The sequence below is a fragment of the Mesorhizobium sp. M0815 genome (assembly GCF_040319995.1).
Taxonomy (GTDB): Bacteria; Pseudomonadota; Alphaproteobacteria; order Rhizobiales; family Rhizobiaceae; genus Mesorhizobium.
Genome location: NZ_JAMYOU010000005.1, coordinates 21,669 through 47,575, shown reverse-complemented (window position 1 = coordinate 47,575; position 25,907 = coordinate 21,669). Strand labels below are relative to the sequence as shown.

Sequence of the window (25,907 nt, the reverse complement as noted above, 5' to 3'; positions counted from 1 at the left end):
CGCTTCTCACAGGTACTTGGTGATATCCTTGAACTCGTCGATCGAGCGGCGCTGCTCGCGCGCCAGCGGCCCGACGACGTCTTCAAGGCAATGGTTGAGATGATCCTGGATCAGGGTCTTCTTGGCTTGCGAAATGGCCTTCTCGACAGCATGAAGCTGCTGGGCGAGGTCGAGGCAGGGCCGGCCCGCCTCGATCATTTCGATGACGCCCTTGAGATGTCCGCCAGCCCGTTTCAGGCGCTTGACGATATCGGGATGGGTTTCGTGGGCGTGGAGTTCTTCGCTCATTCTTTGTAACTATCCTCCTGGAGGGGATATGACAAGCCTCAAAGAGGCCCCGATTCCGGTGCAGGCAACCATTCGTAAAGATTTTAGAGACTAATCGCCAGTCATGCCGAATCGGATCAGCAGCCCAGTCCTTTGTCTCGTCATCGCCTTGGCGATGATGTTCGGCGTGCTGCGTCCTTTCGGCTATTCAGCCTCGCATGATCCGATCGCGCTTGCCGCCGCCGCGGCCGAGCGTCACGCCGGAGCCGCCGCGCAGATCGAAGATCATGGCCACGCACATGATGACGGCGTCGCCGACGAGCAGAGCCCTGGCCATTTTCACGGGCACAATGCGGCCGACCACTCGCACGAAACGGCGAGTACGCCCGCCGACTTCGCGCCGACCGTTCCACAGATCGAGCGGGGCTGGCTAAAGTATCAGTCGACTTTCGTCGATCCGGACACGACATTCCGGCTTGATCGACCGCCGAGACCATTCCTCGCAGCATGATCGCGGCCGCTCACGCGGCCACCCTCAACGACGAAGATTGGAAATCTCATGCAAGGACCCTTCGATCGGAGCCGATCACGCGCGCGTCGCACGTGTTGGCGACCCGCCCTGCCCCTGCTTATCGCTCTGCTGACCCTGCCGCTGCTGGCAGGAGCAGCCTTTGCCCATGCCGTTGCCGCCGGCGACAAGGGCTATATCCAGGAAATCTCGGGCATCAACGTGCTGCCCTTCATCTATCTCGGCGCCAAGCACATGGTGACCGGATACGACCACATCCTGTTCTTGTTCGGCGTGATCTTCTTCCTCTACCGGATGAAGCATATCGGCATCTACGTCAGCCTGTTTGCGCTCGGTCACTCCACGACCATGCTGCTTGGCGTCTACTTCAACGTCGGCATCAACAGCTACATCATCGACGCCATCATCGGCCTGTCCGTGGTCTACAAGGCGCTCGACAATACGGGCGCTTTCCAGCGATGGCTCGGCTTCCAGCCGAACACCAAGGTCGCGACGCTGGTCTTCGGCTTCTTCCACGGCTTTGGCCTGTCGACGAAGATCATCGAATACAACATCTCGCCGGACGGCCTGGTGCCCAATCTGCTCGCCTTCAATGTCGGTGTCGAGATCGGCCAGCTCATGGCTCTTGGAGCCATCCTGATCGTGATGGGCTATTGGCGCCGCACACGAAGCTTCTGGCGTCACGCCTATACCGCAAACGTCATCATGATGACGGCCGGGTTCCTGCTGATCGGATATCAGCTCACCGGCCTGTTCGTCGCAGCATAGGAACCGCAACAATGTACAATACTGACTTGCCCACTCGCGCCGAATTGCCCACTTCGGCACAGCTCAAGCGCTCCACCTTCATTGCCGCGCTGACGGCGCTCGCCTTGCTTGTCACGGTCGTTATGCCGTCCGAGTATGCAATCGACCCGACGGGGGCGGGCAGATTGCTCGGCCTCACCAGAATGGGCGAAATCAAAACACAGTTGGCAGCCGAGGCGGCAGCGGACGAAATGGCCAGCGCGAAGGCTTCGGCCGAGCGGATGACGCAAATGGTCCCTCCAGCCGAGTTGATGGCGCGCATGGACCGAATTGAAAACCTCCTCGTTGCCCTTACCGCCGAACAGCCCGCGTCGCAGCCATCCCCAACTGGGGAGGCCATTGCCCAAGACAATGTGACAGTTGGAGAGATTGCTCCTGCCGAAGCCCTGCCAGTCAATCCGAGTGCGGCGCCGCAGGTCGCAGAAATCCCCGCGGAAGCGCCGGCCCCGACCACCGGAAGGCGAGATGAAATGTCCTTCACACTGACACCGGGTCAGGGCATTGAGGTCAAGCTCGTGATGCGGCAGGGTGCCAAGGCAAACTTTTCCTGGACAGCGGACGGTGGCGTGGTGAACTTCGAGACGCACGGCGATGGCGGCGGTCAGTCCGTAAGCTACGAAAAGGGCCGCAGCGTTCCAGCTGACGAAGGTGCCATTGAAGCCGCCTTCGATGGAAATCATGGCTGGTTCTGGCGCAACCGCGGTGACAGCGACGTGACGCTGACGATCCAGACCGAAGGCGATTACATCGACATCAAGCGGATGATCTAAAGCAGTACCAGGTACGCCCGGCACTTGTGGTGCCGGGCGTGACTTGTTTGCCTGTTCCACCGTGGAGCGCGAAATTGTATCGAAAGCTTTCATGCACTAGCTGGTGCTGTGCTTCTCGATCGGCCTTACGATCACTGTCGTCACGGTCGGGGCTGCCGCTGCCCCGAGCGTCCTGCACGCGACCAGGCGTTGGTCCTGGTTCTCGACCGTCCCGCGCTGGGCTCCCATTTCTCGAGCATTCTCATTATCGCCGTGGGCCTCTATGTCGGATACCATGGCTGGACAGGACTAGCCGCCGCGGGGGCCTGATGCGCTCACGCTTCACGCCAAGACCGCACTCCGAGATAGCGAACCAATCATGAAATCCGCGATAGCAAGCACCGAAAGCGTTGCACCGGCGCCTAAAGCGGCTCCATCGGGTTGGCGATCGCTGATGACGCGCGAACGTTGGTTCGAAGTCGCGCGCATCCTGTTTAGCGGCTTGATGGCGTTGCTGTATTGGCAGCAGCTCATACCAATACAAGCCTTGTGGGTGGCGGTTGCCATCGGCTTGTATCCGCTCGTCAAGACCGGCGTCGTTGATCTCGTAAAAGAGCGCAAGATCGGTACCGAAATATTCGTCACCATTGCCACGGTGGTGGCTCTGATCGGAGGCGAGACTGTCGCCGGCGCGGTCCTCATGGTGATCATTTTGATCGCGGAGTTCATCGCCGATGTGAATATGGATCGAGCGCGAGCCTCGATCAAAGACCTGATCGGCTCAGTGCCGCAGGTGGCGCTTATGCGGGACGCAGGTGGCGAACGCAAGGTCCCGATCGAGAATCTGCGCGCAGGCGACGTTGTCTTGGTGCGGGCCGGCGAGAGGATCCCGGTCGATGGCACCGTCGTCAGTGGAGCGGCTTCGGTCAACGAAGCATCGATCACAGGAGAGAGCATTCCGAAGGACAAGAGCGATGGCGCCGATGCCTTTGCCGGAACTATCGTCGAATCCGGCGCCCTCGACATCGAGACCGAGAAGGTTGGTGCCGACACCACCTTTGCCCGCATCATCGGTCTGGTCGAGAATGCCGAAGCGGAACAGGCACCCGTCCAGAAACTGGCGGATAAGGTCGCGTCATGGCTAATCCCGGTCGTGCTGATCTTCCTCGTTGCGGTTTATCTTTATACCCGCGACGTTCGGATGATCGTCACTCTGCTGATTTTCACATCGCCTGCCGAACTCGGATTGGCGACCCCTCTGGTGATCATCGCAGCCATTGCGCGAGCCGCACGCAGTGGAATTTTGGTTAAGGGGGGCGTCTATCTGGAGTCTTTGGCCAAGGTCGACGTCCTGGTGTTCGACAAGACTGGCACGCTGACGGCGAACAAGCCCGAGGTTGTCGGCGTGGAGATACAGGACGGCACGCTTTCGGAAGCTGATCTGATCAGCCTTGCCGCCGCCGCCGATCGGCGCTCGGCTCACCCCCTGGCGAAGGCGGTCGTCAACTATGCCGCCCGGATGAAAATCGATGTCCCGGAACCGGAGCAGTACGAGCAGTTGCAGGCGCGCGGTGTGAAGGCGACGGTCGCCGGACGCACCGTGCTGGTCGGGAATGCATCGTTGTTGCGCGAGGCCGGCGTGCCGCTTTCCGATGCGATCGAAAAGGGCGGACAGACGCCGGTTCACGTCGCGGTCGATGGGACATTCGCGGGCGTGATTTTTATTGCCGACACATTGCGACCAGGTGCGCGCGAAGCGCTGGCAAAGCTCCGTGCAACCGGGGTCAAGCGCATGGTGATGGTGACGGGTGACAATGAGGCCACAGCGCGGACCATCGGCAAGGAGCTCGGCATGGATGAAGTGCGTGCCAATCTGATGCCGCAGGACAAGGTCGCCGCCATCGCCGAACTACAAAAGCAGGGCCATCGCGTGGCGATGGTCGGCGACGGGATCAACGACGCGCCGGCGCTGGCACGCGCCGATGTCGGCATTGCGATGGGCGGCGGCGGCGCGCAGGCAGCTCTGGAAGCCGCCGACATCGCATTGATGAAGGATGATCTGGCAAGAATTGTCAGCGCCCGCGCGATTGCGCGACGCGCTTACCGGACAATTCAGGAAAATATCTTCGTCGGTGTCGGTGTTGTGCACGTTTTAGGCATTACCGCAGCGCTGATGGGCTGGATCGGTCCTATCCAGGCAGCGATTTTGCACTTGGGGCCAGATGTCCTGGTGTTCCTGAATTCGGCAAAACTGCTGCGCGTTCGAATCCAAGATGTTTAGCGCATCTCTTTGGAGCCTAAGCGCTATAGCAGTCCTTTGGACGACAAATGCGTCCAATTCGCATGGTCCACGAAACCGGGCAACCGCAACCAGAGCACGCTTACTGCTGGGGCACTATCCGGCCAGGCGCTTGCGGCTAAAGCGCAGTCGAATCTCAGTGGGCGGAGCGGCAATGGTGCTATTGATCTCTGGAGTAGCCTCGACCAATCGAGCATGCGCCCTTTTCATCCGCGGCGTAGACGGCAGCGCCGCTTGCCACGGCAGGAGGTGCAGCGGATTCAGCGCTCTTGATCATCGCAGCGTCGTCGGCGGCTGCGCCTGGCATCGTAACCAAACTGCCTGCCGCCAAAAGAGCAGCGACCGTCAGAAGCCGTTTCATGGCCGTTCTCCGGTTTGAGTTGATCTTGTGCATCCGGGTCGATGAAGCGGCGGATCAGCCAGCCCGTGGCCAGATGCAGGAGCTCTTGATGCAGATCTGGCAGGAGCATCGCCTGACCGTGATCTTCGTCACGCACGATGTCGAGGAGGCGGTCTATCTGTCCGACCGCATCTTCGTCATGGGCCTCAACCCGGGTCGTATCAAGGAGTGCATTACGGTGCCTGCCGTCAGGCCGCGGCCGACCGGCATTCAGCATGATCGCGATGTCCTGGAGCTTCAGGCAAGAGTGCTGAAATCCATTCGGGAAGAGACCAGCCGCGCGGACTTTGAGTGAGTTCGATAGCCTCCATTAGGGCAAGGAGCAGGGCCGACAACTATGCGGCAAGCGAAATCTCTCGTTCAGCGAACACACGCAATTAAAACCTGACGCAACCCGAGAGCGTGGGGCCGTGAGATTCAAGCTCTGGCTTGAGCTGTCTACTATTCTGTGGCCTGATACGGCATGCTGGATCGAGACCAGGGTCAGTCGATCGACGAATTCAAGGCCATCACCAAACACCTGGGGCGGTCGCTGGGGTTGGGCTCACAAATGCGATAGTTCCTTCGCCTAGACCTCGCTCGACAGCGCATTGCGCGCTGCATAAAGCTCGGCGATGAAATCGGTTGTCAACGTCGAGTTGATGCCGTCTGGCGGGCGCAAAATCAGTGCTCGGAAATGCACGGCTGGCTCGAATGGCTTGGCGACGATGCCGTCGATCATGCGGTCGGCAATGACGGAAGGATTGACCAGACCGATACCCATGCCCTTCGCGGCAAGGATCGCAATGGTCAGACCGTAAGGTGTTTCGATCAAGACGCGCGGCCGCACACGATGCTCGGCAAAGATCTTGTCCATGGCGAGCCGCACCGTGTCTTCCGGCGACAGTGCCAGGAACGCCTCACCCTCAAGATCAGCAGGCCTGACCACGGGCTTGCGGGCCAACCGATGGTTCTTCGGCATCACGCAGACAGCGCGCGGGGTGGTGAAGATGCTGTGCAGAACGCCTGTCGTGTCGATCTCGTCGGCAGCGAGACCGATGTCGAAACTGCCAGATGCCACCAGATCGCGCACGACGTTGGACGTGCGCACCTGATAGCTGATGCGAACCTGTGGATGTTTGTTCGAGAAAGCCGCGATGGCACGTGGCACCAGACCGTGGCCGAGTGCCGAGAGGCTGGCAACGCGGATCGTCCCCGTCCCGACTTCCTTGATCTGGGCCGCGCGCAGCTTGAGCCGACCCAACCCCACCAGATTGGCCTTTACCTCGATGTGGAAAAGTTCTCCTTCCCGGGTCGGCACCAGCCTGCCGCGGATACGGTCGAACAGCTTGAAACCGAGCTCCGATTCCAGCTTCGTCAGAGAGCGACTTATCGCGGGCTGCGAAGTATCCAGCAGCGTCGCCGCTGCTCCGGCGCCACCCGTGATCATGATTGCGTTGAACACATCGATGTCGCGCGGGTTCATTGGCGTTCCATATCAAAAGTGGATTACCTTTATCGCCACGGTCATAGATGGCAATGGGCGAGCCAGTTAAAGTCCGCCCATGACCCGACACGACGACACTTCACATATCCATCCTCCCAGGCGCTCGGAGGAGCCATTCAAGTCGTTGGCGATGCCAGTTGAACGCGCCTCCACGGTCGTCTTCGACGATTTGGATTCCTTCGAGCGCCGCGTCGATCGACTGTACGATGGCTTCAGTTACGGACTTTACGGGACTCCGACCAGCCGCCAGTTGGAAGACCATATCGCTGCACTGGAAGGTGGATCTCGGGCGCTCGTCGTCCCTTCCGGAATGGCGGCCATAACGCTGACGACCATGGCCGTCTGCCATGGTGGCGATCGGGTTCTGATCCCGGAGACGTTCTATGGGCCGGCACGCGAAATGGCCGCCCGCCTTCTCGCTCCCCTTGGCATCGATACGGTGACCTACGACCCCAAGCTCGATGGAAGCATTTCGGCGTTGATCGATGGCAGGACGCAGCTGGTCTGGGTGGAATCGCCGGGTTCCGCGACCTTCGAGGTACAGGACGTGCCGGCAATCACGGCTGCGGCCCACGAGGCTGGCGCGCTTGTCGCGGTCGACAACACCTGGGCCTCACACTTGCTGTTCAAACCACTCAAGCATGGTGTCGACATCTCGATGCAGGCACTTTCCAAACATGCTGGCGGCCACGGCGACCTGCTGATGGGCTCGGTGGCGATGAACGACGAGACCTTGTTCCGGCGGTTAAAGGATACCGCGCGTTTTCTCGGTTACGGCGTTTCGCCGGAGGATTGCGCATTGTGCGAGCGTGGCCTGATGACCATGCCGGTGCGCATGCGCCAAGCTGACAGCACCGCGCAGAACATCATATCGTGGCTGTCGGAGCGTCCCGAGGTTGCGCAGATCCTGCATCCGAGTGAGCCCGACCATCCCGGCCACTCGACCTGGAAGCGTGACTTCGCCGGATCGGCAGGTGTCTTCTCGTTTGTGTTGCAGCCGGAACTAGCGCCCCACCAATCCGAGGCCCTGCGTCGCATGCGACTGTTCAGGCTAGGTGCAAGCTGGGGTGGGGTGCATTCGCTGATCTCAGTCAGTGATCCTCGAAAGGGCCGCAGTGGCCTCGACTGGCTTAAGCCTGGCCCAGTTTGGCGGCTCTCTATCGGCCTGGAGGCCGTCGGCGACCTTCTCGCCGATTTGTCACAGGCCTTCGAGCACTTTGCGGAAACGCGACGAACCACAGTTGGCGAAGCCAAGGCTGCAGAATGACAACAACTTCAACGAAAGGGGAATGGATATGAAATGCGAAGGGCATAAATGGCTTGCCGCCTTAGCGATCGGGCTGGTCGGCCTGGCGTCAAGCGCGGGAAATGCGACCGCGCAAAGCGTCGTCGAAAAGATAAAGGCACGCGGCTACGTCAGTTGCGGCGCGAGCCAGGGAGTGCCCGGTCTCTCTCGACCCGACGAAAAGGGGTATTATCGCGGCTTCGATTCGGACATCTGTCGTACATTCGCGGTCGCCATTCTTGGGGACAAGGATAAGATCCGGTACGTGCCGCTCAATGCCGCTCAGCGACTTCCCGCGCTACAGACTGGAGAAATCGACATTCTGTCGCGCACGTCCACGATCACCTACACGCGCGATGCCGTGGTCCGTTTCGTCTGGATCAACCTCTATGACACGGATGGCATCCTCGTCCGCAAAGCGGACAAAATCACCGAGCCGAAGCTGCTCGACGGAAAGACTGTCTGCCTTCAAGGCGGCGGCAGCTTGACCGAGAAGGCGATCGAGGAAACCGAGGAGGAGTTCGGGATCTCGATGAAGAAGGTCTACTACGACTCGACCCTCCAGGCCCGCGATGCCTTTTTCGGCGGCCGCTGCGATTCCTACGTCACCGATGGAACCGCGGCAGCAGGGCAGCGTGCCTCGGTCGCAAAGAATCCTAACGATTACGACATCATCAAAGTCGGAAAGGCTGCCGAGCCCAATGGCGTGGCGATCGCGCGCGGCGATGAACAGCTCTTCGACATCGTTCGATGGACGATAAATGCCCTGTTCTGGGCAGAGGCCAACAACATCACGTCGGAAAATATCGACGAAAAGCTCGCTGGGGGCAATTCGGAGGTCCAGCGAGTGCTGGGCAAGGAAGCCGGCTTCGGCAAGCCCCTCGGGCTGGATGACAATTGGGTCTACAACGTCATCAAGCAGACCGGCAATTACGCCCAGATTTGGGATCGTAATCTTGGCAAGGATAGCCCGCTGAAGGTCGAACGCGGCTTGAACGCCCTGTGGAAAGATGGCGGCTTGAACTACCCTTTCCCGTGGGATTGAGGCGCGTCGAGGGGAGCGCCCGGCGCTCTCCTCGCTTCCGATAGCGATGTGGATCCGAGGTCAGCATGTTGAGCGACGCCAAAACCAGATCAATCATCATTCAGGCCGCCTTGGCGACTGCTTTCCTGGCGTTCGCCGCGCTACTCGTCAGCACCACCTTCGCCAACCTTGAGGCGCGCGGTATCCCGATAGGCTTTGACTTCTTGTCCATGCCGTCCAGGATCGTCATCTCCGAGGCAATCCTCACATACAAGTCGCGCGATCCGTACTACTGGGCCATTGTAGTCGGGCTGACCAACACAGTCTTCATTTCCACGCTGGTCATCGTCTTCTCGTCCATTCTAGGACTGATCGTGGGCATCACGCGGCTGAGCAGCAACCCACTGGCTGCGAGAACATGTCGCGTGTGGGTGGAACTGGCGCGCAATTCGCCCCCTATCGTCCTTCTGATCTTCCTGTATTCGCTGTGGTGGAAAATGTTGCCGCCAGTCGGCGAGGCGCTCAACCCGCTGCCTGGCGTCTATGCTTCCATGCGCGGTTTCGTGGTGCCAGCCGTTGGCATCGACGTAGGCATGACCGGTCTCCTCATGATCTTGTGCGCCATCGCGTTCGCTATCGCAGGCTGGATCGCAGTACGCAAAGGTTGGTCGCCGAAGGCCGTCGTGCCCAGTGTGCTGGCAGTTGGCGCCGCAGGAGTTTGGCTCGCTGACGCGCGGTTCACCATCGACTGGCCGCTCTTCACCGGTTCGAACTTTGAAGGTGGCAAAGAACTGACCCCAGAGCTCAGCACGATCCTCATCGGATTGACCCTCTACACAACGGGTTTCGTAGCAGAAATCGTGCGTGGCGGTGTCCTGTCGATCGGCCGTGGCCAGTGGGACGCTGGCCATTCGCTTGGCCTTCCGCGCGGCAAGATATTGCGCCTGATCGTCATCCCCCAGATGCTGCGGGTAATCGTGCCACCGCTCAACAGCCAGTACATCAACGTCGTCAAGAACTCGACCTTGGCGATTGCGGTTGGCTATCCGGATTTCCTTGCAGTCATGAATACAACCATCAGCAAGTCCAGCCATTCCATTGAAGGCGTCTTCATCATTCTCGGCGTCTATCTCGCCCTCAATCTCACCATGTCAGGCGCAGCCAACTGGTACAACCGCCGCATCGCCATCGTGGAGCGATAATCATGAAGGCCGTTTCTCTCCCGTTACCCGTCGAGCCCCTGGAGCGACGTGTTCGCTTCCCAGTTCTGCAGCGTACTGCCGGGCTCCTATTCGGTACGCCTCTCAACGCCGCATTGACGCTGGTGTTTGGCACTCTGCTGATGGTCACCGTCCCGCCAGTGCTGCGCTGGCTGGTCATAGACGCAGTGCTGTTCGAACGCGACCCGAACGCCTGTCGTGCGGCGGCTGGAGCCTGCTGGAGTTTCGTATACGCCAAGTCCGGCCAACTCCTGTTCGGCATCTATCCGATTGATGACCGCTGGCGTCCCGCCATTGTGTGCCTACTCATCCTGGCGCTGCTGGGCTGGTCCGTTCGCCCGGCGAGCTGGAGACCCCGATTGCTCGTGCTCTGGTTGGCAGCATTCGCGTTGATCGTCTGGTTGATGGGCGGTGGCCTTGGCCTGGTCGAGGTCCCCACGTCCTCATGGGGCGGACTTCCGGTAACGTTGATACTGACCGTCGTTGCCATCGGCGTCGCCTTTCCGGTCGGCATCCTGCTTGCGCTGGCCCGACGCTCTTCAATGGCTGCGGTGCGGATCGGCGCGGTAGTACTCATTGAATCAGTGCGCGGCCTTCCCCTCTTATCTATCCTGTTCGTGGCATCGATCATGATGCCGCTCTTCCTGCCGGAATCGCTGCTGCCCGACAAATTCGTGCGCGCGCTGGTTGCTCTGACCATTTTTGCGGCGGCCTATCTGGCCGAGGTCATCCGCGGCGGGCTACAGGCTATCCCCAATGGGCAATACGAGGCCGCCGCCGCGCTCGGCCTTCCCTTCTGGCGCACCCATTACCTCGTTATCCTGCCACAGGCCATCCGCGTGGCCATCCCTGCGTTAGCCAACACCATCATCGTCATGATCAAGAACACCAGTCTTGTCCTCGTCGTGGGCCTGTTCGACTTGATCAGTTCCGGCAAGGCAGCGCTTGCGGATCCCGAATGGCCATCGCCGGCGGCCGAGACCTTTCTCTTCATCGGCGCGATCTTCTTTGCGCTCTCCTTCTCCTTCGCCCGTTTCGCCGACTTCCTCGAACGGCGCGGTCCGACATCGCACTAGGAACAAGAACATGTTGTCTTCCACTCCTCGCACGCGACATGCTGAACCTGGATCTTCTACTGCCGAGATGGCTGCCGTCGAGATGATTGGCGTCAACAAGTGGTACGGGACCTTCCATGTCTTGAAGAACATCAATCTCACCGTTCGTCGCGGCGAAAAGCTGGTGATCTGTGGACCGTCTGGCTCTGGCAAGTCGACGATGATCCGTTGCGTCAACCGGTTGGAGGAGCATCAGAAAGGTCATATCGTCGTAGATGGCACTGAGCTAACGAACGATCTGAAGAAGATCGATGAAATCCACCGCGACGTCGGCATGGTGTTCCAGCATTTCAACCTCTTTCCGCATCTGACCGTGTTGGAGAATTTGACATTGGCGCCGATCTGGGTGCGCAGACTTCAGCGCAATGAAGCTGAACAGACGGCCATCCACTATCTCGAGCGCGTGGGGATTCTCGATCAGGCGCACAAATATCCCGGTCAGCTCTCTGGCGGCCAGCAGCAGCGGGTAGCCATTGCTCGCTCACTCTGCATGAACCCGAAAAATTATGCTGTTCGACGAGCCGACCTCGGCACTTGATCCCGAAATGGTCAAGGAGGTGCTAGATACAATGGCGTCATTGGCCGGTGATGGCATGACAATGCTGTGCGTCACCCACGAGATGGGATTCGCCCGCCAGGTTGCGGACCGCGTTGTGTTCATGGACCAGGGCGAGATTGTCGAGACCAACACTCCGGTCGAGTTCTTCACAAACCCGCTTCACGAACGCAGCAAGCTGTTTCTTAGCCAGATTCTGAATTAAGTAATTGAACTCGTCGGCCTTGACGAGTTCAATGTCTCTATGTCGATTTTGTTCGCACATTCTGCCAAAATCGATCCCCGACGCTTGCCGACAACTGGATTGGTATCCGCTGTGAGCGCGTCGGCCGATGCGTTGATAACATCCTAGACGATCGGCTTTGTTTGTATTGGCCGATGCTGCAATCCACTGTTAAAACCCGTTGAGGCAAAGGTTTTCGAGATCCGCTTTTGCCATTCCCTCGATGCCGAGCGCAGGAAGAATATCATTGTCGGCCTTGAGATCCCGGCCATAAGCCGCCGACAAGATGGAAATTCCGGATTCATGGAGTGTCGCCGGATTCCCGCTGATCTTCCCCAGAACGGCAGTCGCTAGCAGGCCGAACGGAACATCCTCGAGAATATAGCGGCTCTCGATGGTTGTCGGGCCAAACCCGCCGCGGCCTTGACGATCCATCTCCTGGTTCATTTCCGAAACAGTGCTCATGGGGACGTGGAACGACAATGAAAAATGCTCCTGGACGGTACGAACCGCGATACCGAAATGGGCAGCTATGGCCAACCGTTCGGCATCCAGAGCCTCGATAAAGCGGCCAACGGCAGGAGTGACATTCCCCCCCTGGCTCCACTGCTCGGCCTTCTCCATGCGTGTGAGATTGAGAAGGGCAATTCCCAGATGGTTCTGCGGATTGAGGTTGCTGAGCGCAATCGCCAGCAGACCATCCCGCTTGACGAAACGATCGCCGAACAAGGCCGTGCAAAGCTCGTACCCTTGGTCGAGCGCATCGAAAGGCAGCGTCGCAACGTCAAGCTTCTGGCGAATGGAAGTGACATTGACTTCGGTTGATCCGAGCTGGCGACCAGTCAGTAGTGTTGTGCCCCAAACGACGATCGGCAACCTGACCTTGCGCTCCGTCAACCGCTTCCGAAGATACAGAGCCCCGAACGAACTATGCGAACTGACGATGACCGGAATTCCATCTGCCAGATGAGGGACGGCGGCGTCCATCACCATCTTGTGGCCGTAAGCCGGAAGCGCGATCACCACCACGTCCGCGTGGTCGATAGCATCTCTACAATCCTTGGCAATGCGCACCGGCACCGTCGCCTCGATATCACCCGTCGCCTTCAATAATTCGCCAGTAGCCAACGTTCTGGTGCGGTGTCCCGACGGTGACCAAAGTGTTGGTGAGTGTCCCGATTGTGCCAAATAGGCCGCAAGGCCATAGGCAATTGCTCCGGCGCCCAGAATACTCACGCGCATAACATTCCTCCTGTTGCAGGCTTTATGGTTCGAGAATCCTTGCCGTCCCCGCCTACAAGTTTTTTCATCACGAGGTTCCGAATTGGAGTCACGTCAGTTGCCCCCAGCCGTTTCGACCAAGGGCTCCGGCTCTGAGCGGCAAGCGCCGCTGCGAACATTAGTTTCCGCTTGACATATATCAAAAATGAATGAGACGATGTCAATCATACGGATTTCACATGTAGGGAGAATATGGAAACTCGGGACCTTCAGACCTTCCTTGCGGTTGCTGCCAGCGGCAGCATTACCAAGGCGGCTGACATGCTCGGGCGTTCCCAACCTGCGGTGACACGCACCATTCAGGATCTTGAGGCCGAACTTGGCTTCGAATTGCTGCACCGGGTCGGTCGACGGGTGCAGCTATCTGAAGAGGGTGCCGCATTTGAAGAAGAAGCGCGGCGACTGCTGATGTCCTTCACCGAACTCGCGGCGCGGGCCAAGATGATCGCCGCCGGCCGGGGTCGGATCCTGCAGATTGTCACAACCTCTGCGATCGGCACTGGCCTAATCCCGACGGCCATGGCCGAGCTCAAGGGTGTCGAGCTTCCGCACGAGACACATCTCGGACAGTTTCTTCCCTCCATCGTCGCCCAGGAAGTGCGCAGCGGTCGTGCCGAGATCGGCTTTTCAAGCCTGCCGCTCGATACGCCCGGTCTGGATGTCCTGCGGCTCTATTCGGCGCCCGATGTTGCCGCCGTGCGGGAGGACGATCCGCTGGCAGAACTTGATGTCATACCGCTTTCGGCCTTTGCCGGCCGTCGCGTCGCTACGTTGCTCAACCCGCTGCGTTTTCAACTGCACGTCTCCAAGGCATTGGCCGCCAGGGGCATCGACACCGGGCCAGTGATCCGGACGAATACTGCCTATGGCGCGTTGCAGCTTGTGCGCCGGACCGGCGTTGCCGCTGTCATTGATCCCCTCACCGCCTATGGCGTGGCCTTGCCTGGGGTCGCCATCCGCCCGATTGACGCGACCGTTCTCTTTTATTGGGGGGTTGTGGCTGCCGCAAAACGTCCCCTTCGCCCAGTCGCGCAGGCGCTGATGGATGCGGTCGAAGCGGTGGCTGAACGATCGATCGTCGGCTTCAAGAAACTCGATCCGGCCTTGGCCAGCCAATTGGTGAACGATCCCGCGTCGGGCACAAATAACGGAACTGGAATATGAAGCATACTCCTACCCCGGCAGCATCGACAGGCCTTGCCGCGATGGAAGCCCAACTCGCGCAGGATCTCGACTTGCTTGAGCTGCCTGCCAAGGCTTGGGTCCCCACACGCATGCATGAGGGCGCCCCGGTCCGTGATGTCGTTGTCATTGGCGCTGGCATGTGCGGACTTGCAGCCATTGCAAAGCTGGTGCTTACCGGGATTACCAACGTCGTCGCCTACGATGCGGCTCCGGCCGGGCTCGAAGGACCATGGGTAACGTTTGCCCGCATGCAAACGCTCCGGTCGCCGAAGACGCTCAACGGTCCGTCGCTCGGCCTGCCGCAATTGACGTTCCGCGCCTGGTTCACGGCGCAATGGGGCGTTGAGGCCTGGCGGTCGCTGGACAAAATTCCCAAGGGCCAGTGGATGAACTACCTGGTCTGGTACCGCAAGGTTCTCGGTCTGCCTGTGCGCAATAGCGTGCGCATGACCGGACTGGCACCCGTTGGAGATCTGATTGCGATCGACATCGAGGGCGCGGAAACCGGCCGGGTTCTCAGCCGTCGTCTCGTTCTGGCCACCGGTCGGTCCGGTTTGGGCGGTTTTGCCGTACCCGATTTCCTCAACGGCATCGATCGCGCCTATTGGGCCCATTCTGCCGACGACATCGATTTCGATGCGCTGAAAGGCAAGCGTGTGGCAGTTATCGGCGCCGGTGCCTCTTCCATGGATAATGCCGCAACGGCACTCGAGGCGGGCGCCGGCTCTGTCGACATGTTGATCCGGCGCAAGGAGATGCCGCGCATCAACAAGCTGACCGGCATCGGCAGCCCGGGTGTTGTACTCGGCATGCATGAATTGCCCGATGCCTGGAAGTGGAAGTTCTTCGACTACACCGCCACCACCCAGACGCCGCCGCCGCGTTCATCGACGCTTCGCGTGTCTGGCCACGCGAATGCTCGGTTCTTTCTCGACTGCGGCATAGTTGCGGTGAAGGAGGAGGCAGGGGCCCTGCTGGTCGAAACCACGCAGGGGCCGATGCGCTTCGACTTTCTGATCGCGGCAACCGGCTTCTTAAACGACTTCAACGGCCGCTCGGAATTCGCGGCGATCGCCCCACATATCCGCATTTGGTCGGATGGCCGATATACGCCGGATATGGGGCCGGCTCGTGCAGGCATGTCCGATGCGCCGGATCTCGGTCCCGCCTTCGAGTTTCGGGAACGCGTTCCCGGCTCCTGCCCGATGCTGGCACATATCCACTGCTTCAACGACGCCGCCATGCTGACGCACGGCAAGGTCTCCGGCGATATCCCGGCCGTCAGCGCCGGTGCCGACCGTCTGGTCCGCGGCATTGCCGCATCGCTGTTTGCCGAGGATGTCGAAACCCACTTCGCCAATCTGATCGCCTACGACACGCCCGAACTCCTGGGCGACGAATGGGTCGATTCAACCCCCTTGTTGCAGAAGGAGGCCGCGCTGTGATCGACGCAATGGACAAGGCCGCCGGTATTTCCCCGGACGATGCCCTTTTCGCCGCACGGCGATTTCGGCCGGAATTCGTGCAAGGGGCGGAGGAATGTCGCCTCTCGGTGCTGCACCCGGCAACCGATCAGGGGCTGGCGCCGAATTTGCGTGCTGCTCTGGCCCGTCGCATGGCCGCCCTGAACGCCGATCCCGTCCTGGTGGCCGAATATGATGTGCAGCTGGCTCAGCTCGGTCCAACTGAACAGCTCCTGGCCTTGGCCCAGGGGAAAACGGATTTGAAGGAACCCCTGGCGACCATCGTCCGCCATGTTGACCTGATCACCCTGACGCCGAAAAAGGCGGAAGCGAGCCATATTGCCCGCCTCGCCAAGGCCGGATTGAACAATCCTCAAATTGTCGCGCTCTCCGAGCTGATTGCCTTTGTCAACTTCCAGACACGGGTGGCGACCGGCTTGCGCCTGATGAGGTCGACATGATTTCCTCGGTTCGTCTAAAGCCATTGAATTGGCATCCGTACATCGCGCCGGTCAAGCTATCCGAGGCCACGCCGGAACAGCTTGAAGCGATGAAGGTCACGCCATCGGCCAAGAAAGTTTCGGAATATGTGCGCACCCTTGCGCATGACCCAGAGAGCTATCTTGCCCGCACGATTCTGTTCAACGCGATCATGTATGTCGAAGGCGGGCTTGCCCGTCCCGACCGCGAGCTTGGCGCCTTGGGTGCCTCGATCGTCAATGGCTGCAAATTCTGTGCCGTTGTTCACGCCCGCAGGCATGCAGAGCTGACCAAGAGCGACGAAGTCGTCACCGCGCTGTATCTCGACAAACCCGAAGCGCTCGGCCCGCGCGATGCGGCAATCTACAGTTTTGCCCGCCGCCTGTCGGCGGCGCCGTCGGAAGCGACGGCAGACGATATCGCGGCGCTTCGATCAGTCGGCATGGATGACTGCGAGATCATCGACCTGATCCACGCCATATCGATTTTCGGCTGGGCAAACCGGCTAATGCACGTTCTCGGCCATGCGGAGAGCGGGTGATGATGTCGCATACGGTCAAAGCAGTCCGTCTCACACTTTCCGAAGGGCTAACCAGCAATGCTTGAACTCAAAGATGTAAAGCTGTCTTACGGAAGCACGCAGGTTCTGAACGGCGTCAATCTCTCGGTAAAGCGGGGTGACGTGGTGTCGATCATCGGCCCCAGCGGCACCGGCAAGACCACGTTGCTGAAATGCATCAACTACCTGGCCAAGCCGTCCTCAGGAACCATCGCATTCGATCAGATTCGGATGGATTACCAGCGTGCCGACAAGGCCGCTGTCCAGGCGATCCGCTTGCGAACGGCGATGGTCTTTCAGCAATTCAACGTCTTCAAAAACATGACGGTCCTCCAGAACGTGATGGATCCCCTGGTCGTCGTGCAGGGCAAGTCCGCGGACGAGGCGCGGGAGATCGCCTTACGGGAGCTCGAGCGGGTCGGCCTCACCCCGAAGCGGGACAGCTATCCCTCCCAGCTGTCGGGCGGCCAGCTCCAGCGCACCGGCATCGCGCGCGCCCTGGCGGTTCGTCCCGACGTGATACTCTTCGATGAGCCGACCTCATCGCTGGATCCCGAACTCGTCGGTGAAGTCCTGAAGGTGATCAAGGATGTCACCTCGTCAGGGATCACTTCACTGCTTGTGACCCACGAGATGCAATTCGCAAAGAACATCTCCAACCGGATCGTCTTCATGGATCGTGGCGTGGTCGCCGCCGATGGCAGCCCGGCTGACATCTTCGATGCGCCTTCCAGCCCACGACTTGCTCAATTTCTGCAGTCAGAACTCGCTTTTCAATAGCTCAACAAGAAGGGAACCTAAGAAATGTCTGCAATCACATCCAGTTTGTCCCGCCGCGCTGCCTTGGCTGTTGCCGGCGGCATCGCAATCGCCCTTGCAACCGTGGTGATCAGTCACGGCGAAACGGTCCGGACGATCAAGATCGCGACATCTGCCGAATCCAAGCCGCTGGCATGGGGCGCGATCGGCGTCGAGCCGCAAGGCTATGAGCCCGATCTCCTGAGGGCGATCAACGCAAAGCTGCCGCAATACAAGTTCGAGATGGAAGGTGTCTCGGATATCGCGCAGGAAACTGGCCTCGCCACGGGCAAGTACGACATCGCAGTCGGTGGCTACTACAAGTCGCCCGAGCGCGCCAAGCAGTTCCTCATTCCGGAAAATCCTATGGGCGCCAGCCTGATGAAGATTTACAGCAAGAAAGACAGCGGCATTAAGGAAATGAAAGACCTGGTCGGCAAGAGGATCGTTCCGACCACGGCCGGCGGTGGAACCTACAAGTTCATCATGAATTGGCAGAAAGAAAACCCGCAATACAAGCTCGATGTTACGGCGTCGAGTGCCGGTATTCCCTACCCGAACCGGCTTGACGAAGTTCAGAATGGCAAGTTCGACGCTCTCGTCCTGCCGTCGAATCTCGGTGAGCAGACCGTCATCGAGCAAAAGAAACTCGATATCGTGGCGTCCGAACCAGTGTTCAGCAACAACACCTACATGCTGATACACAGATCTGACGAGAACAAGGTTCTGGCCGACGATGTGAACAAGGTTCTCAAGGAATTGAAAGACGACGGCACGATCGAAAAGCTCTCGCAGAAGTGGTTCGGCGAGGGCATCGTCCAGTACATGAAATAGCACGGCCGTCGACGACCATATTCGCTAGTCAGCGGCAAGGCTGAATTGCAAGAAGGAGCGTTCAAAGTGGATGTATCTGCTATGATTCCCGAGTTGCTCTCGGCACTGCCGCTGACGCTCGCCATCACGTTTACAGCCCTCATTTCCGGGTTCTGCCTGGCTCTCATCGCGACAACCCTCCGGGTCCGCAGAGTGCCAGTCATCAGTCACCTGGTGGACCTCTACGTGTCCTATGCCCGGAGTGTTCCTGTCGTACTGCAGTTGTTCGTCGCGTTTTATGGGCTTCCGCTGATGGTGATCCTGTTCGGCGCCAAAGATTTTATTTCGGCGACGATGGCTGCCATGGTGGGGTTGAGCCTCTACCACGGCGGCTATCTGTCGGAAGTCATGCGGCCTGCATACATGGCCGTCGATCGCGGCCAGCACGATGCGGCCGACAGCCTTGGATATACGTTCCGACAGAAAATTACTCGGGTCGTCGGCCCGCAAGCGGTGCACTTCGCTTTGCCGGGCTATGGGAACTCCATCATCTACCTGATCCATAATGTTGCGCTGGTCATGTACATCGGGGCGGCCGATGTCATGGCGACTGCGCATCTGATCATGGAGCGCGACTACAACCAGTTCCAGTTCGAAACCTACCTCGTCCTGGCGGTCATCTATTCGCTGATGTGCCTGGTCGCATGGCTCATCGTGCGCTTCTTCGAGCTTCGATCACCGATGCAAGCGCCTGAGGCGACGACAACAACTCCGATCAAGAATGAGCTCCTCGCGAGCGTCTGACGTAAGGGTATTCAACCATGTTTGATACCGATATTTTGCTCCAGGACACGCAGGAAATTCTGAGTGCCGTACCCGTGACGATTGGAATGGCGCTCATGATTTTCGTCCTGTCGACGATAGTCGGCAGCATATTCGCGCTTATCGAATACAGACGGGTGCCGGTGCTGCGAGAGCTCATCATGACTTACAAGATCGTCTTCAAGGGCGTTCCGATGGTCATCGTGATTTTCCTCGCCTATTTCGGTCTGCCGCCCGCATTCCAGTTCCTGTTCTCATTGCTCGGGATCAACTTCAACGCCCACGAAACCCCCAATTGGGTCATCCTTGTAGTTGCGATTACCGGCTGTGTCGCTGCGTTCCAATCGGAGATTATCAAGGGAGCCCTGAATGCATTCGACACCGGTCAGTCGGACGCAGCCCATTCGCTGGGCTATACGAGCGGCCAACTGTTCCGACGTATCCTGTTTCCCCAGGTGGCCCTCACGGCAATTCCTGACCTGACAACTTCGATGATGGTCATCATGAAGGCCCTTTCTCTCGGATTCGCCATCGAGGTTGTCGATATCTTCGCCCAGTCCCAGTTGACCGCCGCGCTGAACTACTACTACCTCGAAGCCTTCGTGATTGCCGTCGTGATCTATATGGTGATTGCCTATATCGTCACACAGATTGCCGACAGGCTGGAGCAGGCGCTGAGGGTGCGGACGTGAGGCGGATGTGGGATAGAATCGTCAAGCTTCGGATATCGAGCCGCACCTGGGAGGCAATTCTTTCGGGGATGAAAAGCTTGAGGAGAAACCCAAGTAGCCGATGTATGTACCGGTGAGTTTCATGCGTTTGGTTGATCGCATCGTTTGTCGCTGCTGACGGGCTTCATGCCGACTGAAGCACCGATCGCGCGGTCGCAACGTTGCGCTTGTGCCGACCAGGGCAGGAAAGCCGTCTCCGGCAAGTGGCATGGAGATCCCGCAACCTCGGTGCCGCGAGTCACGAATCAATATTGGAGAACCTGGGCCTCTCGGTCTCCCGCGCCGGTTTATCCTAGACTGTCTCACGTCGTATTACTGCAGGATACCCGCTTTGATCCGACCCGCGAAGTGACAACGCGCGAGATGGACATGGGCGGACTGAACGCGTCTCTTCCGGTCCCCAACTCCTTCCCGCAGGAGAAGGAGCATCAGGACGTATCCTATGCCTTCATCAATTGCTTCGTCGAAGGTGTCGAACCAGCGCGGGGACGATCCCGGCGAACATCTGCACAGCAACGGTCAAGTCGGCGGCAGAAGAGCGTCCGAAAAAAGAAGAGAAGCAGAACTTTCGTGTGCGATTTTTGCACACGGTCTCCCGCAAATGACTGATTTTATTTTACTATCTGCCATCCGCCATCCGATTTCTATCCGGAACTATCCGTCGTTACTACGCACCTTGGCCATTTGCGCGCGGAGCCGGAATGCGTAGCGAGCACTCCAACAGTGCTCAATGGAACGCCAAAGGATTCCCGCGCTCGGTAGGGACTGCTAACTACCCGGCAAACCTCGGCTCCGGCACTCCAGCCAGGCCAAATCCGGTGATCGCGAGGCTGTGGCGCAATACGCCGGGCAGGTCTGCCGAGACTCAACTACAATGGGACCGTTCGTCAGCTTGGTTTGGGTTGGTTTCTTCGACCTAGGATATAACTTCGGAAGCAATTCTGCATTTCCTTGAAGGACCTAAAGCCCAGGCGCGGCGCGAGGCGGGATAAGGTTGGCGGGAACACTTGGCACCGGCGTGCAATCGCGGCGGCGTTCTCGAAAGCGACATAATCCGGCTCCGCAAACATCACCCGGGCAACAGTTTCCAACTTCGCCGGAAGTATGAGTTCCCTCTTCGCAATTTGCATTTTGATTTCGTCAAGCGTTGGCGTCGCACTGTTGCCTACTACGAACTGTCTACCGCCCGGCCGTGAGAGATCTCTTCGCCCCACGCTCATGGTGGTCACCGTTTGGCTGCTTGCATGAACGTGTCGAACTCGGCATCCCCAATCGGAACAGTATGCTCGTAACCGGGGTACCGGCCGGAATCGACGTCGGCCTTGTATTCTCTGAAAGCCGCCACGCGCTCGTCCTGGATCTTCTGCAGCTCAGGGCCGAGGTTTCGGTAGACTTTTCCGTGCCGCGGCTTATGGTTCTTGCCATAACCGCAGACATCCTCCGTAAAGAGGTACTGCGCATCTGCATGCTCACCGGCGCCCATGCCGAGCATGATCAGCGACGAGTTTTCGGACAGGAACTTGGCCACCCGGTCGGGCACGACTTCCAGTTCCGCCGCGAAGACACCTATCTCCTCGAGTTTCTGGGTGTGCTGCCAGAGGCGGATCGCTTCTTCCGCGCTCTTTCCGACTGCGCGCCAACCCGTCCAAGTGATGTACGAAGGGATTAGGCCGATATGCCCGACGACAGGGAGGTGGTTGTCGCAGAGCGCCTTCTGGATGTCGTAGGACGCGGAGCAGTAGAAGGCGTCGCCACCAATGCCAGCAAAGTGGAAAGCCGCACGCAGATAGTCCTCTGCCGTAGCCAGCGGACGGCCAGCAAAGCTGCCCCAGCCGCCGTAAGGCAGACCGACCTGGACGAAACAGTCGCCGGCTGCCTGTCGCATTTCCTGGTCAAAGTATCGGCCCTCTATGGAGAGCATGTGAATGCCTGCCGCGGCAGCGGCGGCTGCCTCGTCGGGCGTGCTGACGAAGAGCATGGAGATCTTCTGTCCATTCCTCTTCATCTTTCGGATATCCTCGACATGAGGGCGCTTGTGATACATGGCCATAATCAGCCTCCACTGCAGGTCAGGTGAACTTGAAATGAATCTGCGAGCAGCGCTCGATCGGAAAGCATGGTCGGACAGGGCAGCCCTTGATCATGACGCCCGCCCCGTCGTGCCGATGAGCATCCCCGCATGGCTCACACGGTAAAAGCCCGTCGGAAAGCAACCAGCGCTGCCTCCGGATCGTTTTGGGCAAAGGCTTCCAGACCCACCGGCCCGCGATACCCCATGTCGAACAGAGCTCTCGCGATGTAGGGCCAGTTCATCTCGCCTGTTCCCGGCTCGCAACGACCCGGATTATCAGCCACCTGCACCTCACCGATGAAGGGCAGGCATTTCTGACACCAGCGCACGATATCGCCCTCGCCGATCTGAGTGTGATAAAGGTCGAGGTTGATCCGCAGTTGGGGTCTATTAATCGATGACACCAATGCCAGCACCGCTGCCGTTGAGCCGAAGCGGCAGCCCGGGTGGTCAAGCAGGTTCAGGTTTTCAAGCGTGAAGACGACATCTTCGGCCTCGGCCATGTCGCAGATACGGTTCAAGGTGTCCCGCGCCTTCAGCCACATAGGGCCGGTCTCGACTTCGGACTTCACAATAGGAATACCGCCTTCGCCGAGACCGGTGCCGTGCAGATGCGGGTGATTCCGAAATCGCGTACCGCTTTCACCGCGATTTCGTTGGCGCGCTTGCGGTCGTAGATCTTGAACGGTCCCCAGCCTTTGGTCGGCTCTTCACCGACGAAAAAGGACCGCCCGATGCTCATCAGCGGGAAGGTGCCGCCGAACTGGTGCACTGTAGCGATTCCTTGTGCCTGGGCCTCCCGAGGTCCAGAGAAGGTAACCGGCTGACCGTCCATCAATATCTGGCCGCTGGTGGGTTTGTGGACACCGGCGAGCGTTTTGATGAGGGTCGACTTGCCGGCGCCGTTGTCACCGAGCAGACAAAGAACTTCGCCAGCGCGCACCGTCAGCGAAATGTCGTGCAGGACGTCGATTGGTCCGAAGGACTTGTTGACGTTTCTCAGTTCGAGAATGGCAGGTTTATCGTTCATGGCGGGCTCATCTCCCATCTGCGATCCGGCTGGCCTGACACTGTTGATAGGCGAGGAAATTGAAGGTCGATGCTCGTTGATCGATGCGAGCCCATTGCTTGGCTGCTGTAGCAGATCATTTTTCATGGGTTTGCTGGCTCCCGCGGCACGCTTCGCTCGCGCCGCGGCCTGAAGTACAGAGCCAGGTCGCGGAAGGACTGGTTCATCACCACCCCCAAGCGCCCGTTTCGATCCCGCAGGATCACGCTCTATCACACTGATTCATCTCTATTTTCTAGCTTGTCGTAAACCCGGTTAGCGTGGCAGATTCGAGGTGCCTTTAGGGGGATCAAAACCCCTTCAGACCCCAGTTGCCGACCCTTCTTTTTGGTGGGTATAAACCCCACTCCTCATCCGTCGGCAAAGCCCACTCTCAACCCAAGGGAGAACAAGCATGCCGATTATTTCAGACGGAGAAATACGCGCCGCAATCAGGCGGATCGAACAAAGTGGAAAGCAGGAAACGCTTGTTGATGGCGACGGGCACGGCACCGGCCGGCTCATACTCACTCATTCTCAAGCCCATACCGACTCGCGTGACGGCCGATTGGATGGCGCAACAATGGCGCGACAAGAAGCGCGTAAAAAAGAAGATCGGATCCTACCCGTCGATGTCCCTCGCCACGGCGCGCGAGATTTTCGACCGCGATTTTGCAAGACTTATTCAGAAGGGCCGGAGCATCAAGATCGCGACCGACGCACGGGCCGGAACTGTCCAAGACCTTTTCTCAGGCTATGTCGCCGCCCTCAAGAGCGCGGGCAAGCCCTCCTGGAAAGAGACAGAAAAGGGTCTCAACAAAATCGCCAACACGCTCGGCCGCCACCGCCTTGCCCGCGAAATTGACCCTGAGGAAATTGTGGAGGTGATCCGGCCGATCTATGAGCGCGGCGCCCGCGCCATGGCGGACCACGTCAGAAGCTATGTCCACGCCGCCTATAGCTGGGGCATGAAATCCGAACACGATTATCGGAACTCATCACCGCGCCGGTTCCGCATTCCGTTCAATCCCGCTTCCGCGATTCCGACCGAGCCGAAGGTACGGGGCACACGCTGGCTCGATGAGGCCGAATTCGCCCGTCTCTATTGGTGGCTCGACTGCCCTGACGTTCCGGTCCACCCCTCCTATCCGCGCGCAATCCAACTCATCATGCTCACCGGCCAGCGGGTTGAAGAGATCGCACGTCTCCATGTGGAACAATGGGATGCGGCCGAAAAGATAATAGACTGGTCGAAGACGAAGAACGATCAGCCGCACGCCGCGCCCGTACCGTCCCTGGCTGCAGAACTCATCGCGTCGATCACTCCGAACGAATATGGCTGGTACTTCCCATCGGCGAACGATCCATCCCGGCCGGTCAGCCACGGCTCGCTCTACAGTTTCGTCTGGCGGCAACGGGACCGCGGAGTCATACCCTACGCGACCAACCGCGACCTGCGAAGGACCTTCAAGACCCTCGCGGGCAAAGCCGGCATCTCCAAGGAAATCCGCGACCGCCTGCAGAACCATGCGCTGCAGGATGTCAGTTCGAAGAGTTACGATCGCTGGACCTACATGCCTGAGAAGCGCGCAGCGATGAAGAAATGGGACGCATATGTAAGAAAGATGCTGGCGCGGAACACATTCACGCTGGCGGCATGAATGCGTATCCTCTCGGACGACTGGGAGGTCATGCTCAGCGCGCTTTTTCGATGGCTCCAGCAACGGCGCGACATCTGGCGCCGTTGGCAGGTCGATGCCCGACGGTTGATCGACGGAGACCGGGCCTCGTGCTTACTATTCCGCGGCACGCAGCCGAAAGCAGGCGATCGTGTAGGCTTCTGGCATTGGGCCAAAGTCGCCTCGGAAATCGCAAGGCTCTCCACCATTCGCCGAGATAGATCGGGCTGTCCTTCAGCGCATTATCGATGAGGAGCCACCGACCGATCGAAGTCGCGCCGATCGGAATGAACTCAAACTGCACAAGCTTGCCGCCACGGTGCAATTGAACCGCATCATCGACGCCGCCAATTTCCTGTCAGGGCTGGCACAGTGAGCCTGCCATCGTGCTCGCTTCCGTCAAGGGCAAGGCTTCGCCGATCGGACTTGCTTGCCGCAAGCGTTGCGCAATGAAGCTCCGGGAGGACGAGCAAGCGTCCGGCTGCCCTTGACCTTCGCTGCGCGCGGTGGCCGCCCAACGGGCGATCGGGTCGCGACATCAAGGGAAGCAAAATAAGGTGGCTGCGACCTGGTCCTTGTCGGAAATGGTGCTCGCCCCTATATCACTCCATAACTAGCAGTATGTGCGCCGGAAGTCTTGCAATGCGGCGCGCGGCAACCCCTAACCCGTTATCTGTCTCGACTGTACGCAAGTTGCAAGTGCGCACCCCGTCGGGAACTTTCACCTTCACCAGGTGAGGTTCTCTGCGCGTGCGCCAAGAGCTCCTCACCTATTATAGGAGCTCCTTGTAGATGACCGCTGACACCCTCCTCTCCGTATTGACTATGCTGCTGCTCTGGTCGGGTCTGACCATGGCTTTCCACAAGTTCGCGCCCAAAAATGTCCAGCCGCCGAAAATTGATCGCATCGCCAGCCTGGCTGAAAATATCTTCGTCGGATCGGTGTTCGCTTTGTTGGCGCTGCTCGCCTCGCGGTAGCCCGAGCCCTCAGCGCGGGCGGTCTTCATCCGCCCGTGC

General features: G+C 59.2%; 23 protein-coding genes and 4 pseudogenes. 20 read left to right on the top strand and 7 right to left on the bottom strand.

Translation table 11 applies throughout. The annotated features are described in order from the left end of the window. Nucleotides 1–6: 6 nt before the first annotated feature. Nucleotides 7–288, bottom strand: a complete 282-nt coding sequence (locus NKI01_RS08240; RefSeq protein ID WP_352787545.1) for a metal-sensing transcriptional repressor — start codon at nucleotides 286–288, stop codon at nucleotides 7–9. Between the two features lie 103 nt (nucleotides 289–391). On the opposite strand from NKI01_RS08240, the gene NKI01_RS08235 reads away from it, so the two are divergent. The 4 genes from NKI01_RS08235 (at nucleotide 392) to NKI01_RS08220 (ending at nucleotide 4,633) form a co-directional block, all read left to right on the top strand. Continuing rightward, the gene (locus NKI01_RS08235) at nucleotides 392–778 is read left to right on the top strand and encodes a hypothetical protein (protein ID WP_352962702.1); all 387 of its coding nucleotides are present in this window, start codon (nucleotides 392–394) and stop codon (nucleotides 776–778) included. Between the two features lie 48 nt (nucleotides 779–826). Then, the gene (locus NKI01_RS08230) at nucleotides 827–1,564 is read left to right on the top strand and encodes a HupE/UreJ family protein (protein WP_352962699.1); all 738 of its coding nucleotides are present in this window, start codon (nucleotides 827–829) and stop codon (nucleotides 1,562–1,564) included. A gap of 11 nt (nucleotides 1,565–1,575) precedes the next feature. Then, nucleotides 1,576–2,373 (top strand): hypothetical protein, encoded by a 798-nt coding sequence (locus NKI01_RS08225; protein WP_352962696.1) that lies wholly within the window; start codon nucleotides 1,576–1,578, stop codon nucleotides 2,371–2,373. 433 nt (nucleotides 2,374–2,806) lie between these two features. Further along, on the top strand, nucleotides 2,807–4,633 hold the full coding sequence (locus NKI01_RS08220; protein ID WP_352962693.1) for a heavy metal translocating P-type ATPase: 1,827 nt from the start codon (nucleotides 2,807–2,809) through the stop codon (nucleotides 4,631–4,633). A 178-nt stretch (nucleotides 4,634–4,811) separates the two neighbouring features. On the opposite strand, the gene NKI01_RS08210 is transcribed toward NKI01_RS08220, so the two are convergent. Further along, nucleotides 4,812–5,012: a hypothetical protein gene (locus NKI01_RS08210; RefSeq protein ID WP_352561894.1), complete on the bottom strand. Its 201-nt coding sequence runs from the start codon at nucleotides 5,010–5,012 to the stop codon at nucleotides 4,812–4,814. Between the two features lie 88 nt (nucleotides 5,013–5,100). Here NKI01_RS08210 and NKI01_RS08205 point away from each other — a divergent pair, with 88 nt between their 5' ends. Then, a complete protein-coding gene (locus NKI01_RS08205) occupies nucleotides 5,101–5,346 on the top strand; it encodes a hypothetical protein (RefSeq protein WP_352962687.1) in 246 nt (81 codons plus the stop codon). A gap of 273 nt (nucleotides 5,347–5,619) precedes the next feature. On the opposite strand, the gene NKI01_RS08200 is transcribed toward NKI01_RS08205, so the two are convergent. Beyond that, nucleotides 5,620–6,516: a LysR family transcriptional regulator gene (locus tag NKI01_RS08200; protein WP_352664953.1), complete on the bottom strand. Its 897-nt coding sequence runs from the start codon at nucleotides 6,514–6,516 to the stop codon at nucleotides 5,620–5,622. Between the two features lie 79 nt (nucleotides 6,517–6,595). Here NKI01_RS08200 and metC point away from each other — a divergent pair, with 79 nt between their 5' ends. From metC to NKI01_RS08175, 5 genes and pseudogenes are all read left to right on the top strand, one after another. After that, complete coding sequence (gene metC, locus NKI01_RS08195) at nucleotides 6,596–7,804, top strand: cystathionine beta-lyase (RefSeq protein WP_352962684.1); 1,209 nt, start codon at nucleotides 6,596–6,598, stop codon at nucleotides 7,802–7,804. Then, nucleotides 7,779–8,867, top strand: coding sequence for a transporter substrate-binding domain-containing protein (locus NKI01_RS08190; protein WP_352962681.1), 1,089 nt, complete (start codon nucleotides 7,779–7,781; stop codon nucleotides 8,865–8,867). The genes metC and NKI01_RS08190 overlap by 26 nt, the downstream gene beginning before the upstream one ends. A 65-nt stretch (nucleotides 8,868–8,932) precedes the next feature. Beyond that, nucleotides 8,933–10,048 carry an amino acid ABC transporter permease gene (locus NKI01_RS08185; protein WP_352962678.1) on the top strand — a complete coding sequence of 372 codons (1,116 nt, stop codon included), beginning with the start codon at nucleotides 8,933–8,935 and terminating at the stop codon, nucleotides 10,046–10,048. 2 nt (nucleotides 10,049–10,050) lie between these two features. Continuing rightward, nucleotides 10,051–11,142, top strand: coding sequence for an amino acid ABC transporter permease (locus NKI01_RS08180; protein WP_352962675.1), 1,092 nt, complete (start codon nucleotides 10,051–10,053; stop codon nucleotides 11,140–11,142). Between the two features lie 67 nt (nucleotides 11,143–11,209). Beyond that, nucleotides 11,210–11,942: pseudogene (locus tag NKI01_RS08175) on the top strand (amino acid ABC transporter ATP-binding protein). Nucleotides 11,943–12,131: 189 nt separating this feature from the next. On the opposite strand, the gene NKI01_RS08170 reads toward NKI01_RS08175, so the two are convergent. Then, nucleotides 12,132–13,202 carry an NAD/NADP octopine/nopaline dehydrogenase family protein gene (locus tag NKI01_RS08170; RefSeq protein WP_352962672.1) on the bottom strand — a complete coding sequence of 357 codons (1,071 nt, stop codon included), beginning with the start codon at nucleotides 13,200–13,202 and terminating at the stop codon, nucleotides 12,132–12,134. A gap of 231 nt (nucleotides 13,203–13,433) precedes the next feature. On the opposite strand from NKI01_RS08170, the gene NKI01_RS08165 reads away from it, so the two are divergent. From NKI01_RS08165 to NKI01_RS08130, 8 genes are all read left to right on the top strand, one after another. Beyond that, a complete protein-coding gene (locus NKI01_RS08165; RefSeq protein WP_352962669.1) occupies nucleotides 13,434–14,405 on the top strand; it encodes a LysR family transcriptional regulator in 972 nt (323 codons plus the stop codon). Next, a complete protein-coding gene (locus tag NKI01_RS08160; protein ID WP_352962666.1) occupies nucleotides 14,402–15,871 on the top strand; it encodes an NAD(P)-binding domain-containing protein in 1,470 nt (489 codons plus the stop codon). The genes NKI01_RS08165 and NKI01_RS08160 overlap by 4 nt, the downstream gene beginning before the upstream one ends. Continuing rightward, on the top strand, nucleotides 15,868–16,350 hold the full coding sequence (locus tag NKI01_RS08155) for a CMD domain-containing protein (protein ID WP_352962663.1): 483 nt from the start codon (nucleotides 15,868–15,870) through the stop codon (nucleotides 16,348–16,350). Before NKI01_RS08160 ends, NKI01_RS08155 begins: the two co-directional genes overlap by 4 nt. Next, entirely contained in the window at nucleotides 16,347–16,910 is a 564-nt protein-coding gene (locus tag NKI01_RS08150) for a peroxidase-related enzyme (protein WP_352962660.1), read from the top strand. Before NKI01_RS08155 ends, NKI01_RS08150 begins: the two co-directional genes overlap by 4 nt. Before the next feature lie 57 nt (nucleotides 16,911–16,967). After that, on the top strand, nucleotides 16,968–17,708 hold the full coding sequence (locus NKI01_RS08145) for an amino acid ABC transporter ATP-binding protein (protein ID WP_352962657.1): 741 nt from the start codon (nucleotides 16,968–16,970) through the stop codon (nucleotides 17,706–17,708). 24 nt (nucleotides 17,709–17,732) lie between these two features. After that, nucleotides 17,733–18,560 (top strand): transporter substrate-binding domain-containing protein, encoded by an 828-nt coding sequence (locus NKI01_RS08140; RefSeq protein WP_352962655.1) that lies wholly within the window; start codon nucleotides 17,733–17,735, stop codon nucleotides 18,558–18,560. A 66-nt stretch (nucleotides 18,561–18,626) separates the two neighbouring features. Next, nucleotides 18,627–19,343, top strand: coding sequence for an amino acid ABC transporter permease (locus tag NKI01_RS08135; protein WP_352962654.1), 717 nt, complete (start codon nucleotides 18,627–18,629; stop codon nucleotides 19,341–19,343). A gap of 17 nt (nucleotides 19,344–19,360) precedes the next feature. Continuing rightward, nucleotides 19,361–20,053: an amino acid ABC transporter permease gene (locus tag NKI01_RS08130; RefSeq protein ID WP_352445343.1), complete on the top strand. Its 693-nt coding sequence runs from the start codon at nucleotides 19,361–19,363 to the stop codon at nucleotides 20,051–20,053. 1,264 nt (nucleotides 20,054–21,317) lie between these two features. On the opposite strand, the gene NKI01_RS08125 is transcribed toward NKI01_RS08130, so the two are convergent. From NKI01_RS08125 to NKI01_RS08115, 3 genes and pseudogenes are all read right to left on the bottom strand, one after another. Next, nucleotides 21,318–22,142 carry a 3-methyl-2-oxobutanoate hydroxymethyltransferase gene (locus tag NKI01_RS08125; protein ID WP_352962653.1) on the bottom strand — a complete coding sequence of 275 codons (825 nt, stop codon included), beginning with the start codon at nucleotides 22,140–22,142 and terminating at the stop codon, nucleotides 21,318–21,320. 134 nt (nucleotides 22,143–22,276) lie between these two features. After that, nucleotides 22,277–22,777 (bottom strand): annotated as a pseudogene (locus tag NKI01_RS08120) (TIM barrel protein); the annotation flags it as partial. Then, nucleotides 22,774–23,193, bottom strand: a pseudogene (locus tag NKI01_RS08115) (ATP-binding cassette domain-containing protein); the annotation flags it as partial. The pseudogenes NKI01_RS08115 and NKI01_RS08120, both read right to left, overlap by 4 nt. 433 nt (nucleotides 23,194–23,626) lie before the next feature. On the opposite strand from NKI01_RS08115, the pseudogene NKI01_RS08110 reads away from it, so the two are divergent. Then, nucleotides 23,627–24,872 (top strand): annotated as a pseudogene (locus NKI01_RS08110) (tyrosine-type recombinase/integrase). Nucleotides 24,873–25,682: 810 nt separating this feature from the next. Next, nucleotides 25,683–25,868: a hypothetical protein gene (locus NKI01_RS08105; RefSeq protein WP_352962651.1), complete on the top strand. Its 186-nt coding sequence runs from the start codon at nucleotides 25,683–25,685 to the stop codon at nucleotides 25,866–25,868. Nucleotides 25,869–25,907 lie beyond the last annotated feature (39 nt).

What these genes read in the sequence shown, in the direction of transcription:
- NKI01_RS08240 (WP_352787545.1), bottom strand. Translation starts at nt 288, where the DNA reads ATGAGCGAAGAACTCCACGCCCACGAAACCCATCCCGATATCGTCAAG.
- NKI01_RS08235 (WP_352962702.1), top strand. Translation starts at nt 392, where the DNA reads ATGCCGAATCGGATCAGCAGCCCAGTCCTTTGTCTCGTCATCGCCTTG.
- NKI01_RS08230 (WP_352962699.1), top strand. Translation starts at nt 827, where the DNA reads ATGCAAGGACCCTTCGATCGGAGCCGATCACGCGCGCGTCGCACGTGT.
- NKI01_RS08225 (WP_352962696.1), top strand. Translation starts at nt 1,576, where the DNA reads ATGTACAATACTGACTTGCCCACTCGCGCCGAATTGCCCACTTCGGCA.
- NKI01_RS08220 (WP_352962693.1), top strand. Translation starts at nt 2,807, where the DNA reads ATGACGCGCGAACGTTGGTTCGAAGTCGCGCGCATCCTGTTTAGCGGC.
- NKI01_RS08210 (WP_352561894.1), bottom strand. Translation starts at nt 5,012, where the DNA reads ATGAAACGGCTTCTGACGGTCGCTGCTCTTTTGGCGGCAGGCAGTTTG.
- NKI01_RS08205 (WP_352962687.1), top strand. Translation starts at nt 5,101, where the DNA reads ATGCAGATCTGGCAGGAGCATCGCCTGACCGTGATCTTCGTCACGCAC.
- NKI01_RS08200 (WP_352664953.1), bottom strand. Translation starts at nt 6,516, where the DNA reads ATGAACCCGCGCGACATCGATGTGTTCAACGCAATCATGATCACGGGT.
- metC (WP_352962684.1), top strand. Translation starts at nt 6,596, where the DNA reads ATGACCCGACACGACGACACTTCACATATCCATCCTCCCAGGCGCTCG.
- NKI01_RS08185 (WP_352962678.1), top strand. Translation starts at nt 8,933, where the DNA reads ATGTTGAGCGACGCCAAAACCAGATCAATCATCATTCAGGCCGCCTTG.
- NKI01_RS08180 (WP_352962675.1), top strand. Translation starts at nt 10,051, where the DNA reads ATGAAGGCCGTTTCTCTCCCGTTACCCGTCGAGCCCCTGGAGCGACGT.
- NKI01_RS08170 (WP_352962672.1), bottom strand. Translation starts at nt 13,202, where the DNA reads ATGCGCGTGAGTATTCTGGGCGCCGGAGCAATTGCCTATGGCCTTGCG.
- NKI01_RS08165 (WP_352962669.1), top strand. Translation starts at nt 13,434, where the DNA reads ATGGAAACTCGGGACCTTCAGACCTTCCTTGCGGTTGCTGCCAGCGGC.
- NKI01_RS08160 (WP_352962666.1), top strand. Translation starts at nt 14,402, where the DNA reads ATGAAGCATACTCCTACCCCGGCAGCATCGACAGGCCTTGCCGCGATG.
- NKI01_RS08150 (WP_352962660.1), top strand. Translation starts at nt 16,347, where the DNA reads ATGATTTCCTCGGTTCGTCTAAAGCCATTGAATTGGCATCCGTACATC.
- NKI01_RS08145 (WP_352962657.1), top strand. Translation starts at nt 16,968, where the DNA reads ATGCTTGAACTCAAAGATGTAAAGCTGTCTTACGGAAGCACGCAGGTT.
- NKI01_RS08140 (WP_352962655.1), top strand. Translation starts at nt 17,733, where the DNA reads ATGTCTGCAATCACATCCAGTTTGTCCCGCCGCGCTGCCTTGGCTGTT.
- NKI01_RS08130 (WP_352445343.1), top strand. Translation starts at nt 19,361, where the DNA reads ATGTTTGATACCGATATTTTGCTCCAGGACACGCAGGAAATTCTGAGT.
- NKI01_RS08125 (WP_352962653.1), bottom strand. Translation starts at nt 22,142, where the DNA reads ATGGCCATGTATCACAAGCGCCCTCATGTCGAGGATATCCGAAAGATG.
- NKI01_RS08105 (WP_352962651.1), top strand. Translation starts at nt 25,683, where the DNA reads ATGACCGCTGACACCCTCCTCTCCGTATTGACTATGCTGCTGCTCTGG.